This window comes from Methylobacterium sp. Leaf106, assembly GCF_001422895.1.
Classification (GTDB): Bacteria; Pseudomonadota; Alphaproteobacteria; order Rhizobiales; family Beijerinckiaceae; genus Methylobacterium; species Methylobacterium bullatum.
On the sequence record NZ_LMNB01000012.1, the window covers coordinates 164,772 to 176,944 of the forward strand.

Sequence of the window (12,173 nt, forward strand, 5' to 3'; positions counted from 1 at the left end):
TCGCTCACGCATCGGCGGGTCGGGAAGCGGGTGCGGTGTCCGGCGCAAGGTCGCCCTCCGCTCCGTGGCACCCTCCCCGTGATGGCTAAGAATCACACAAGTCGCGGGCTTCGCGGCCCTCCTCCCCCTTGTGGGGAGGAGTTGGAGGTGGGGGTGGTCGGGCAACCCTCAAGCTGTGGAGGCAAGCGGCGCCACCCCCACTCCTGACCTCTCCCCACAAGGGGGAGAGGGACGCGCTCTGCCTGCAGCCGCAGATGTAGGAATCCCGTAGCCGCGACGGGGGAGGTCCGCGTTACTGCGGCGGCTTGCTCAGCTGGTCGAACAGGCCGCCATTGTCGAAGTTCTTCTTCTGGATATCGTCCCAGTTGCCCTGAAGATCCTCAATCTTGAAGAGCTTCAGCTCGGGCAGCTGGGCGAGATGCTCGGGCTTGGCGGCCTCGCGCTTGATCGGACGGTAATGGTGCTTGGCGAAGATGGCCTGTGCCTTGTCCGTGTAGAGGAACTGCAGGTAGGCCTCGGCCTGCTTGCGGGTGCCCTTCTTGTCCACATTGGCGTCGACCAGGGCCACCGGCGGCTCGGCGTAGATCGAGGTCGGCGGCACCACGACGTCGAACTTGTCGCGGCCGAACTCGTCGAACACGAGATAGGCCTCGTTCTCCCAGGTCGGCAGCACGTCGCCGAGACCGCGCTGGGCGAAGGTCACGGTGGAGCCGCGCGCGCCCGTATCGAGCACCGGCACCTGCTTGTAGAGCTGGCCGACGAAGGCGTTGGCCTTGTCGGCGTTCTTGCCTTCCTTCTCGTAGGCGTAGCCCCAGGCCGCGAGGAAGTTCCAGCGCCCGCCGGCGGAGGTCTTCGGGTTCGGGGTGATCACCTTCACGTCCGGCTTCACCAGGTCGCCCCAGTCCTTCACGCCCTTCGGGTTGCCCTTGCGCACCAGGAACACCACGGTGGAGGTATAGGGCAGGCCTTCGTTGGGCAGCTTGGTGCGCCAGTCGGCCGGGATCTTCTTCGAGATGCGGCTGATCGCGTCGATGTCGGAGGGGATGCCCAGGGTCACCACATCGGCGGGGATACCGTCGATGACGGTGCGGGCCTGCGAGCCCGAGCCGCCATGGGCCGCGCGAATGGTGACCGTCTCGCCGGTCTTGGCCTTCCACTCCTCGATGAAGGCCGCGTTGATCTCCTTATAGAGCTCACGCGTCGGATCGTAGGAGACGTTGAGGAGTTCGGTCTGCGCCTGGGCGCTGCCGGCGGCGAACAGTGCGAAGCCGAGCCCCGCCGAGACCAGGCCGACCGAACCGGCGCACAGGGCGAGGATACGCCTTCTCTGGGAGAGACGGCGGGCGTTGGGCGTCGAGGACATGGTCGAGCTCACAGGGTTGTCTCCGGCTACGTCGCGGCGCGGGAACGTTGCCGTCCCGATGCCCCGGTGATGCTACGTTTCGTTCTTTTTAAAGAACAATGTCAAGCTTGGCCGGATTGGCGTTACTGAGCTTAGATAGGTAATTCTCCTTCAAAAAACGAGGTCTTGAAGAACTCTGGGCGGCATGGGGAACGAAAATCTCTCCGTTGCCGGCGATTTGGAACAAGATGCTCAGGGAGGCTGGTTCTTTAGAAAGGACGTTCCGCCCCGGATCACGCGCCGATCCGCATGCCATGTTCCGGCCGATCGCGAGGGCCGCTGGGCCGGCGAATCGGCGAAACGGAGAGCGGGGCCGGACGGCGTCGGACCGATCCATGGAGGCACGACGAAGCGCCGGTTGCGGCATGCCGCGACCGGTCGTCCGGGCTGGGTGGCTCACGCTACGTCGAGAGCCGTGATGTGGAGGCAGGCTGGAACGCCGAAGCGTCTCGCGAGGGCCGTTCAGTCGGAGGCGAGGGCGACCAGGGAGAACAGGGTCGCGAGCAGGATGTTTCCGGCGACGACGAGAACGAGGACGGTCATGGGATCGGGTTTCGCGGGTTGGCTGCGGACGGGCCGGGCAGGTCCGGCGCGTAGGCGGAACCCATAGCACCGCAATTCTGAACGGCGTGTGTCGTCCCGCTCATCCGGCGTGACGAGTCAGCCCTTCGTGCGGCCGAGCTTCGTCAGCAGCGTTTCGATCCGCTCGCCCACTGGTTCGACCAGTGAAGCCGCATAATGGGTGCGCAGGTTCAGCCCGAGATGGCGTCGTACGCTCGCGGAGAGCGCCACCGGTCTTGCCCGGTGTGCTCGACCGTCCTGCCCGTCATCCGGCTGCATTTTGGTCATGAGGGGTGGCTCCGCTCATACTCGACTTTCTCACGGGTGAGTGAGTCGGTCGTGACCAGAAGGCTCCCACGGATTGGTTAAGAACAATTTTATCGATTCCGCGAAAGACGCATGCGGCCGAGCTTTGCCGGGCGCCGCCAGTTTTCCTCTTTCCTGTCAATGACATTTTACATTTCCAGGGCGAAATAAATCCGCCGCCCGTCCCTCCGGGAGGAAATGGCACGCCTGCAAAGGGTTGCCTCCGGCCGACCCCTCGGCCGACCCGCCGACAGGGTTACCGAATGGTTTCCGGCTGTGGACGGCTGCACCGAAGCGGGGTTACAACGCTCTCGCTCGCTGAGTCGGATTCAAGTGTTCGGAGAGCAAAAACTGCACGAAGGGGAGATCTTCAAAGAATGCAGACCATCACCATCACAGTGCGAGAGCGCGACACCGTATTGGCGGCATTGCGTTACTATCAATTTTATCGCCTTCAGGGCCATCCCTTCGATCCTCGGCAAGATCACCTGATCGATGCAATTGCAAGCCACTCAGGTGAAAGTCTAGATCTTGCGGAGATCGATGATCTGTGTGCCGGCATTCAGGGCAACAAACACGCCCTCAGCGCCGCCGCCTAGGACCCCCGGAAGGATCCTCCATCGACGGCGGCGGCCTTCCCGCGCCGCCTGAAAGACAAGGGACGGCGAGCCGGCACGCAGTCCGCGTCCGTGCCGATACGACGCCGGTCGGGGCGGATGTCCGAGACGGCCTCAAAAGAAGAAACTTCTCTTTTCACGCTTTGCCGGGACATCCCCACGACCCGCCGCGCCATCGCGCAACGGGCCATCGTGCGGGCGACAGCACCGTGCCGGGCTCCCCCGGCCGGTGCGCCCGCGCTCACGGAGCCGTGGCGAGCTGGCTCTTGGCGCGCTCCAGCGCGGCGTTGCAGGCCTGGGCGTCGCCCTTGCCGTCGGCGGTGCGGGCCTCGTCCAGGGCGACCTTGGCCTGCATCGCCGCATCGGAGCCCTTGCCGGCCTCGGCGGATTTCTCCGGCGGAGCGGCCGGGGTCGAGGCGTTGCCTCCCTGTCCGGTCTCTCCCTGGCCTTCCCGCGCGCCGGCCGCCGCCTTGCCCGAGGTCGAGGCTGAGATGGCGCCGGTCGCCTCCTCCTTCACCTTCGCTTCGAGGCGCGCGATCTCCTCCGAACACGGGGAAGCGAGGACCGGGCCGGCCACGAGGCTGGCGGCGAATCCGGCGGCCAGCACGGCGGCGAAGGAACGGGGTCTCTGAAACATGGGGCATCCTCAACGGGGGGCTGTGACGGGACAACCCGCCGCCCGCCCCTTCGGCTCCGCCGGAGCGGCGAAGTTTACGCCTCGGCGAATCCCGGCCGCGCACCGCCATGGTCGTGGTCGCATTCGCCGTGATCCGCCAGAACCTGGATGACCCGGCACTCGCCCACCCGCCCGTGGCCGCATTCCGTCACCATGCGCTGCAATTCCGTGCGCAAGGAGACCAGCCGGGCGATGCGCTGCTCCACCTCCGCCAGGTGGCGCCGCGCCAGGCGGTCCACCTCGGCGCAGGATTCCTCCGGCTGCGCGCTCATGGCGAGAAGTTCGCGAATCGCATCGACCTCGAAGCCGAGCTCGCGCGCGTGCCGGATGAAGTTGAGCCGCGCCACCTCGGCGTCACCGTAGCGGCGCTGCTGTCCGTCGGTGCGCGGGGGCGCGGGCATCAGCCCGACCTGCTCATAATAGCGGATCGTCGGCACCTTCACTCCGGCGCGGCGCGACAGGATTCCGATCGAGAACGTCATTTTCCGCTTGATCCTCTAGTCGCTAGAGCTTGTAGGCTCCTGTCTAACGACGAAACGAGGAGAGAGCCATGGCCGAATCCTGCTGCGGCACGAGCCAGAACCAGCCCGACATCCACACGCACGCGCATGCTCATGCACCCGGCGACGGGCATCACCATGCCGTCGCGGCGCAGGCTCCGACAGCCTCGGCGCACGAGGAATCCTGCGGCTGCGGCGGCGGCGTTCCGGTCTTCGACGGGGTCGATCCGCGCTACAAGCGGGTGCTGTGGTTCGTCATCGCCCTCAACGGCGCGATGTTCGTCACCGAGATGGCGGCGGGCCAGGCGGCCGGATCGCAGGCGCTGAAGGCGGACGCCCTCGATTTCCTGGCCGACACCGTCACCTACGGCCTCAGCCTCGCGGTCATCGGCGCGAGCCTGCGCACCCGCTCGTTGGCGGCCCTGGCCAAGGGGGTGAGCCTCAGCCTAATGGCGGTCTGGGTCTTCGGCTCGACGATCTACCAGACCCTCGTCCTCGGCGTGCCGAGCGCGGAATGGATGGGCGGCATCGGCCTGCTGGCGCTCGCCGCCAATGTCGCCTCGGTCTTGCTGCTGATGCGCTACAAGGACGGCGACGCCAATGTCCGCTCCGTCTGGCTGTGCTCGCGCAACGACGCCATCGGCAACATCGTGGTGATGGGCGCGGCGCTCGCCGTCTGGGGCACCACGTCGGCCTGGCCTGACCTCGCGGTCGCCGCCCTCATGGCCGGCATCTTCCTCACCTCCTCGGTCCAGATCCTGAAACAGGCCTGGGGCGAGTATCGGGAGGGAGGCCGGGAGGCGCGGGCGGTGGCAGCTGAGTGAGGTCCGAAAGGCGAGTCTACCTTCGGCACTTCCAACCCGGCCCCTCATCCTGAGGAGCCGGAGCGCAGCGAAGGCCTCGAAGGAGGCCTCTAGGTCGCGCAGTCGGCTCTGGACCCCTCCTTCGAGGCCGCTTCGCGGCACCTCAGGATGAGGTGGAGGGCTGGACCACGTGTCGAACGATGTGACCCTCCAGCCCAAGTCTTCGGGCCGGAGGGTCTTTGTGTTTACGAGCTCAGCTGGTCGCGGATCGGCAGCTGCCGGATGCGGCGGCCGGTGGCGGCGAAGACCGCGTTGGCGATGGCCGGCGCCACGGGGGGGACGCCCGGCTCACCGACGCCGCCGAGCGGACGGCTGTAGTCGTTGTTCTGGATCAGGTGGACGTGCAGCTCCTTCGGGGCGGCGTCGAGACGGGTGATCTCGTAGCCGTCGAAGTTGTTCTGCTGCGCGCGCCCGTCCTTGAAGGTGATCTCGGCCGACAAGGCCAAGCCCATCCCCATGACGACGGCGCCTTCCATCTGCGAGCGGATACGCTCCGGGTTGACGTGCGGTCCGCAATCGACGGCGATGTCGATGCGCTTGACCGAGACCTCACCCTTGGCGCCCACCTCCACTTCGGCCGCCACCGCCGTGTGGGTGACGAAGCTGTAGTGTCCGGCAATGCCGAGGCCCCGTCCCTTCGGCAGCTTCCGGCCCCAGCCGATGCCCTTGGCCGCCGCCTCGATGACCCCGCGCAGGCGCGCGGTCTCGATCGGGTAGCGGGCGGGATCTTCGCCGTAATTCCAGACATCGCCGATGCTGGTCGGGTCGATCACCCGGTCGGGGCCGATCAGGGCCAGCAGGTACTCCTTCGGATCCTTGCCCGCCGCATGCGCCAACTCGGCGACAAAGGACTGGATCGCGAAGGCGTGCGGGATGTTCGAGACCGAGCGGAACCAGCCGATCCGTACATGCGCATCCGCCGCCGGGTTCTCCAGGCGGATGTTGGGCACGTCGAAGGGCGTGTTGGTCAGCCCCATCCCGAGCTCGAAAGGCAGCTCGTTCTTGGCGCCGGCCGCGAAGATCGAACCGATCGTCGGGGCGGCCGAGCGGTGGAGCCAGGCCACCGGCATGCCCTTGTCGTCGAGGCCGGCCTCCAGGCGCTCCACCGAGATCGTGTGGTAGTAGCCGTGATGGAGGTCGTCCTCGCGGGTCCAGGTGAGTTTCACCGGCGCGCCGTCCACGGCCTGCGAGCACAGGGCCGCCTCGAGCACGTAATCGGGCTTCGACTTGCGGCCGAAGCCGCCGCCGAGCAGCGTCACGTTCACCCGCACCTTGTCGGCGGGCAGGTTGAGCTTCTTGGCCAAGCGGTCATGGGTCGCCTGGGGTGCCTGGGTGCAGGCCCAGGCCTCGCAGAACCCGTCCTTGATCCGCACGGTGGCGGCCGGCGGTTCCATCGGGGCCTGGACGAGATGGGGCACGAAATACTCGGCCTCGATCCGCTGCTTGGCCTTGGCCATGGCGCCGTCGACGTCGCCCTGGTTGCGCACGACCTTGCCGGGCGCGCGCGCCGCCTTCTCCAACTCGCCCCGGAAGGCGACCGAATCGTAGGTCGCGTTCGGGCCGTCGTCCCAGGTGATCTTCAGGGCCTCACGGCCCTTCATGGCCGCCCAGGTGTTCTTGGCGATGACGGCGACGCCGCCGATCGGCTGGAACTCGTACGGGATTTCGGGCGCGTCGATCTTGAACACCTTGACCACGCCGGGGATCTTCATGGTCTCGGCATCGTCGTAGCTCGCCACCTTGCCGCCGAAGACCGGCGGGCGGGCGACGAGGGCGTAGAGCATCCCGTCGAGGCGGGTATCGAGGCCGTAGATCGCCTTGCCGGTGGTGATGTCGCGGTTGTCGATGAGGCCGATCTTGCCCTTGCCGATGAACTTGAAGGCCTTGGGGTCCTTCAGGATCACGCTCTCGCGGGCGGGGACGGCGAGTTCGGCGGCGGCCGCCGCGACATCGCCATAGCCCAGCGTGCGCTTCGACTTGGCGTGGGTGAGGACCGAGTTCTCGGCCTTCACTTCCGTTGCCGGCACGCCCCATTGCTTGGCGGCGGCCTGGACCAGCATGGCCTTCGCCGCGGCACCCGCATGGCGCAGATGCGGGAAGAAGTGGCGCAAGCTGCGCGAACCGTCGGTATCCTGGTTGCCGAACCGGGCTTCGTCACCCCAGGCCTGGGCGACCTTCACCTTGGCCCAATCGGCCTCCAGCTCGTCGGCGACGACGAGGGCGACGGAGGTGCGCACGCCCTGGCCCATCTCCGAGCGGTGGCAGGTGATGGTGACGGTGCCGTCCGGCGCGATGGCCACGAACACCTTCGGGTCGTCCTGCCAGCCATGCGGCATGGCATCGGCGCCGAATTTCTTCGGCTCGTCCTTCTTGTCTTCCGCCCGGGCGGAATCCTTCCAGGACAGGGCGAGGACCAGGGCGCCCAGGCCGCCGAGCATGGCGCGGCGGCTGACATTGGCGAGAGCGCTGGGCGCTTCCGAAGTGGCGGCGGTCGTCTCGGCGGCGAGGCCGGCCGTGAGCTGTGCGTCGTGAATCACAGGCGCTCTCCCTTGTTGGCGGCCGGCGCGTTTCCGGCGGCCTGATGGATCGCGGCGCGGATGCGGGGATAGGTGCCACAGCGGCAGAGGTTGCCGCTCATGGCCTCGTCGATCTGGGCGTCGTTGGGCTTCGGCGTATCCTTCAGGAGGGACGCCGCCTGCATCATCTGCCCGCACTGGCAGTAGCCGCATTGCGAGACGTTGAGGTCGCGCCACGCCGCCTGGACCGGGTGGTTGCCGTCGGGGGAAAGCCCCTCGATGGTCACCACCTCCTGGCCTTCGGCTGCGGAGATGGGGGTGACGCAGCCGCGCACGGCGGTGCCGCCGAGATGGATGGTGCAGGCGCCGCAGAGGGCCTGGCCGCAGCCGAACTTGGTGCCGGTGAGGCCCACTTCGTCGCGCAGGAACCACAGCAGCGGCATATCGGGATCGCCGTCGAAGCTGCGTTCAGCCCCGTTCACGGTGAGTTTGATCATCGGTGTATCCTGTCATCGCTCAGGCCACGGACCGGTCGAGATCGGCTGGCCACCAATCTGTCGGGCTCGCGAATACCTCGGAGGTCGTCAGTCAGGCGCGGGGCGCGCGCGACATGGTCGCCGTCCCGCATCGAAACATATGTGAGGTGCGGCAGCGGATCCGGCGCCCCTCGACAGGGAGCCGTCGCAGTGCACGAAGCACCCACGCCCCGTACCTCATAATGAATCCAATTAAACGGTAGGGGTGCTGCAGTGCAACGGCCGGCAGCCACGAGCATCGCTTTCGCGAAGCTCGGCTGCGGATTCGATGTGCTGTTGCGCACGGCGCGTATCGGGACCGTGCAACGCATTCGACGGTCGCTTGTTGTCTGTGCCGGCTCGGCCGACATCGCTCCGGCTGCGGGCCAGAACTTTCGAATCACGTCGATCTCGTTGCGGTCACACCATATGATCGCTCGGTCCGCTCGGATGCGGATGCCAAGGTCGATCATCCCGGCGGACCACCTCATCCTGAGGTGCCCGCGTCAGCGGGCCTCGAAGAAGGCCTCCAGTCGTCGCGCGATCCTAAGGAGCCCTCCCTCAAAGCCGCTACACGGCCCCTCAGGAGGAGGCAAAGCCTTTCAGAACCACCGCGAACGCCCGCTCAGGTCTCCACGAGACCGGAACTGGATCCGCTCGCCTCGGAATCCCCCCGCCCATGGGGCAAGGCGAGGTATTCCGACGAGCGCATCTCGATGAGGCGCGAGACCGTGCGGTCGAACTCGAACGCCTCGCGGCCCTCGGTCGCCGTGTAGAGACCGGTCGGCTCGGCCGCCGCCGAGGCGATGAGTTTCACATGGGCGTCGTAGAACGTATCGACGAGGGTGATGAAGCGCTTGGCCTCGTTGCGGTTCGCCTCGCCCATCACCGGGATGTTTGAGACGATCACCGTCTGGAACGACTGGGCGATGGCCATGTAGTCGGAAGCGCCGAGCGGCTGGGCGCAGAGATCGGCGAAGCCGAACCGGGCGACGCCGGCGGCCTCCTCCGGCACGGCCACCTCGCGGCCCTTCACCCGGATCGTGGCCGGCTTGCCCCTCGCCTTGCCGGTGAGGCCCTTGAAGGCCTGAGTGAGGGCGGCCTCGGCCGCCTCGTCGGCGGGCACGTGATAGACCGAGGCACCGCCGAGCTTCTCCAGGCGGAAATCCGTGCGGGAATCGAGGCGCAGGATCTCGACCCGGTTCTTCAGCTCCGCGACGAAGGGCAGGAAAAGGGCGCGGTTCAGTCCGCCCTCGTAGAGCCGGTCCGGCTCGACGTTGGAGGTCGCCACCACGGTGACACCGCGCTTGAACAGCGCCCCGAACAGCCGGCCGAGGATCATCGCATCGGCGATGTCGGTGACCGTGAACTCGTCGAAGCAGAGCAGCGTCGCCTCGTCGGCCAGGGCGTCCGCCACCACCGGGATCGGGTCGTCACCCTTGGCCGTTCCCGCCTTGAGCGCCTGCCGGTGGGCATGGATGCGCTCATGGGCATCCGACAGGAAGCCGTGGAAATGGACGCGGCGTTTCTTGCCCGGCGCCGCCTCGTGGAACAGGTCCATCAGCATGGTCTTGCCGCGCCCGACGGAGCCCCAGATGTAGAGACCCTTGGGCGGGCCTTCGCCGTCGCCGCTGCGCCCGAACAGCCAGCCGAGCGCGCTGCCCTTCTTCGCCCGTCTGCGCCGGTCGAGATCCTGGACCAGCCTGTCGAGGGCCTGCACCAGATGGATCTGGGCCGGGTCGCGCTCGATGGCGCCGGACGAGACCAGCATGTCGTAGCGTGCCGCGACCGGACCGGGAGGAGAATCGCCGCCCTGCGAACCGGCGGACGGGGCTGAACCTGAGGGGGGACTCACGACGATGGCGACCTCGGATACGAGACGGCGCGATGGCCGCGCGCGCGTCAATGGAACCGGTCCGGCGACAGGCCCGAAGACCGGTCTGCCGCGCGTCGCCGGGGGGATCAAGCGCGGCGCGTCGGCGGGATGACGTTTTGTTGCATTGCACAAAACCGAGGCCGATGCCATCTGGTGGCCTCCTCGAGGGAGGTTACGCCCGGAGCCCGCGCAGCCTGCGCGTTGTCATTCCGGAGTACGGCACCACGATGCCCGACACGATTCCGACCGGACCGAATGTCCGGCGCCTCTGGCCCAGCGACCGTGCCATGGTCGAGGCCTATTTCCTACGGCTCGACCCCGATACCAGAGCCAACCGCTTCATGGCCGCCCTGAGCGATGCGGCGGCCGTCGCGTATGCGGCCCGCGCCCTCACGGTCGAGGGGCTGGTCTTCGGCGGCTTCGTCGACGGGACGTTGCGAGCGCTCGGCGAATTGCGCCCGCTCACCGGCCCCGTGCCGGGGCTGAGCCTCGGCCGCGACGCGGAGGCGGCCTTCGCCGTGGAGCGCGGGTTCCGCCGCAACGGCCTCGGCCACGCCCTGTTCCGGCGGATCGTCTCGGCGGCGCGCAACCGCGGCGTCCGCGACCTGCATGTCCGCTGTCTCAGCCGGAACGGACCCATGCGCGGACTCGCCACGAAGCTCGGCGCCGTCGTGACCCTGGCCGATGGCGATGCGGAGGGGGCTCTCGTCCTGGCCCGTCCGACGCCGATCTCCCTCTGGCGGGAGGGTCTCGACGAGGCGCTGGACTTCACCCTGGCGGTGGCCGCCGCGGCCGAGCCGCTGAAACGGGCGGCGTGAGAGAGGGCGTCACCCGGCGGATTGGCGGCGGTGCCGCCCGGCGCTATCCTCCGCTCCCACCGGGCGGCACATCCGCCCGGCACCCCGCTCGAAACGATCGCTCCGCCATGAGATCCTGTGCCATGAGATCCGCGCTCGCCGCCTGTATCGTCCTGGCTCCGCTCACTGTTTCGGCACAGGAGCGGCCCGCGACCCCCGCCATGCTCTGCGCCGACGCCGCCGCCCTGGTGAACCGCGTCGGCGCCATCGTGATGACCACGGGGCCGATCACCTACGACAGGATCGTCCGCGACGGCGGCTTCTGCCCCCTGCCGGAAGCGCCCAAGCCCGCCTACGAACTCACCCGTGACGTGGCCAAATGCTTCGTCGGATATGTCTGCCGCGACAAGTTCAACGAGGGCAGCACGCGCGACTGAGCACCGCCACGCGCCGGCGCCATGGCCAAGCTGTCACCGTGTGGCCCAGTCTCTACCCAATGGCCGCCGCATGGCGCAGTTAGACCCGGTCCCGTTCGTCATGATCGAGGGGGCTTGCCGCATGACCATTGCCGAGAATCCGGTCCAGGATCGGCGACCGCCGGACGGTGCCGCCACGGTCCGTCTGGAGCGTTGCGTGGCGCATACGCTGCGCGTCATCGCGGCGGCCCGCACCGAGCGCGACGACGCGCCGGTGAAGGCGGCCCGACGCCAACTCGCTGAAATCTATGGCGTAACCCGCCTCAACCGACGCCTGGAGCGCGGTCGACACTCGGCCTGACACGCTCCTCTGGCTTCAGCGCCGGGCGCGGCCGGACTTCGAAGCGAGCCAGATCGTGTGGCGGGCGCCGCTCGTGACATTGGCCCGCACCGGCACCTCCTCCACGGAAAACCCGCCCTGGCGCAGGCGCTGGGTGAAGTGCCTGTCGGGATGGGCGGACCACACCGCCAGCACCCCACCCACCCGCAAAGCCGCCATGGCGGCAGCCAGACCCAACTCGTTGTACAGCCTGTCGTTTTCGGGCCTGGTGAGGCCGTCGGGGCCGTTGTCGACGTCGAGCAGGATGGCGTCGTACGCCGAACTGTCCGCGCGGATCGCGGCGACCACGTCGCCGATCCGCAACGCCACCCGCTGGTCCGACAGCGCATCGGCCGACAGGTCCCGGAGCGGCCCGCGCACCCAATCCACCACGTTCGGCACCAGTTCCGCCACGACGAGTTCGGCGTCGGGCCGCAGGGCATCGAGTGCCGCCCGCAGGGTGAAGCCCATGCCGAGACCGCCGATGAGGAAACGCGCGCCCACGCGGCCTCCGACCCGCTCCGCCGCGAGGGTCGCCAGCGCCTTCTCCGAGCCGCTGAGGCGGCTGTTCATCAACTCGTTATGTCCGAGCTGGATCGAGAATTCGGTGCCGCGCTGAAGCAGCCGCAACTGGCCCGCATCCCCGGGGATCGGTGCGGTGTCGAGGACGAGCCAGGGAATCATGAGCGGGGCCGGCGGGACTGCATGCCGACCCAGCTATCACAACCGGGGCGAGGGATCACGCGAGG

At 67.9% G+C, this 12,173-nt stretch carries 13 protein-coding genes; 5 read left to right on the plus strand and 8 right to left on the minus strand.

Going from position 1 to position 12,173, the window contains the following annotated elements; all coding sequences use genetic code 11:
• Nucleotides 1-292: 292 nt before the first annotated feature.
• Entirely contained in the window at nucleotides 293-1,375 is a 1,083-nt protein-coding gene (locus ASF34_RS08710; protein ID WP_443136528.1) for a sulfate ABC transporter substrate-binding protein, read from the minus strand.
• Nucleotides 1,376-2,062: 687 nt separating this feature from the next.
• Nucleotides 2,063-2,251, minus strand: a complete 189-nt coding sequence (locus ASF34_RS08715) for a hypothetical protein (protein WP_026176314.1) — start codon at nucleotides 2,249-2,251, stop codon at nucleotides 2,063-2,065.
• A 395-nt stretch (nucleotides 2,252-2,646) separates the two neighbouring features.
• Here ASF34_RS08715 and ASF34_RS08720 point away from each other — a divergent pair, with 395 nt between their 5' ends.
• Complete coding sequence (locus ASF34_RS08720; protein ID WP_018045985.1) at nucleotides 2,647-2,868, plus strand: hypothetical protein; 222 nt, start codon at nucleotides 2,647-2,649, stop codon at nucleotides 2,866-2,868.
• A gap of 259 nt (nucleotides 2,869-3,127) precedes the next feature.
• Here the strand turns inward: ASF34_RS08720 and ASF34_RS08725 are convergent, their stop codons facing one another.
• Both ASF34_RS08725 and ASF34_RS08730 read right to left on the minus strand, forming a co-directional pair.
• A complete protein-coding gene (locus ASF34_RS08725; protein WP_018045986.1) occupies nucleotides 3,128-3,523 on the minus strand; it encodes a hypothetical protein in 396 nt (131 codons plus the stop codon).
• A 74-nt stretch (nucleotides 3,524-3,597) separates the two neighbouring features.
• Nucleotides 3,598-4,044: a MerR family transcriptional regulator gene (locus ASF34_RS08730; protein ID WP_056160582.1), complete on the minus strand. Its 447-nt coding sequence runs from the start codon at nucleotides 4,042-4,044 to the stop codon at nucleotides 3,598-3,600.
• Between the two features lie 68 nt (nucleotides 4,045-4,112).
• Between ASF34_RS08730 and ASF34_RS08735 the strand changes: the two genes are divergently transcribed.
• Nucleotides 4,113-4,886: a cation transporter gene (locus ASF34_RS08735; protein ID WP_056160584.1), complete on the plus strand. Its 774-nt coding sequence runs from the start codon at nucleotides 4,113-4,115 to the stop codon at nucleotides 4,884-4,886.
• Nucleotides 4,887-5,110: 224 nt separating this feature from the next.
• Here ASF34_RS08735 and ASF34_RS08740 read toward each other — a convergent pair whose 3' ends face one another.
• From ASF34_RS08740 to zapE, 3 genes are all read right to left on the minus strand, one after another.
• Nucleotides 5,111-7,462, minus strand: coding sequence for a xanthine dehydrogenase family protein molybdopterin-binding subunit (locus ASF34_RS08740; protein ID WP_056160586.1), 2,352 nt, complete (start codon nucleotides 7,460-7,462; stop codon nucleotides 5,111-5,113).
• Nucleotides 7,459-7,938, minus strand: a complete 480-nt coding sequence (locus tag ASF34_RS08745) for a (2Fe-2S)-binding protein (protein WP_018045990.1) — start codon at nucleotides 7,936-7,938, stop codon at nucleotides 7,459-7,461. The genes ASF34_RS08740 and ASF34_RS08745 overlap by 4 nt, the downstream gene beginning before the upstream one ends.
• A 643-nt stretch (nucleotides 7,939-8,581) precedes the next feature.
• Nucleotides 8,582-9,727, minus strand: coding sequence for a cell division protein ZapE (gene zapE / locus ASF34_RS08750; protein WP_018045991.1), 1,146 nt, complete (start codon nucleotides 9,725-9,727; stop codon nucleotides 8,582-8,584).
• A 332-nt stretch (nucleotides 9,728-10,059) separates the two neighbouring features.
• Here zapE and ASF34_RS08755 point away from each other — a divergent pair, with 332 nt between their 5' ends.
• From ASF34_RS08755 to ASF34_RS08765, 3 genes are all read left to right on the plus strand, one after another.
• On the plus strand, nucleotides 10,060-10,650 hold the full coding sequence (locus ASF34_RS08755) for a GNAT family N-acetyltransferase (protein WP_056161147.1): 591 nt from the start codon (nucleotides 10,060-10,062) through the stop codon (nucleotides 10,648-10,650).
• A 122-nt stretch (nucleotides 10,651-10,772) separates the two neighbouring features.
• Entirely contained in the window at nucleotides 10,773-11,066 is a 294-nt protein-coding gene (locus ASF34_RS08760) for a hypothetical protein (protein WP_026176318.1), read from the plus strand.
• A 70-nt stretch (nucleotides 11,067-11,136) separates the two neighbouring features.
• Complete coding sequence (locus ASF34_RS08765) at nucleotides 11,137-11,406, plus strand: hypothetical protein (RefSeq protein ID WP_156465674.1); 270 nt, start codon at nucleotides 11,137-11,139, stop codon at nucleotides 11,404-11,406.
• A gap of 15 nt (nucleotides 11,407-11,421) precedes the next feature.
• On the opposite strand, the gene ASF34_RS08770 is transcribed toward ASF34_RS08765, so the two are convergent.
• Entirely contained in the window at nucleotides 11,422-12,108 is a 687-nt protein-coding gene (locus tag ASF34_RS08770) for a spermidine synthase (protein WP_056160590.1), read from the minus strand.
• Nucleotides 12,109-12,173 lie beyond the last annotated feature (65 nt).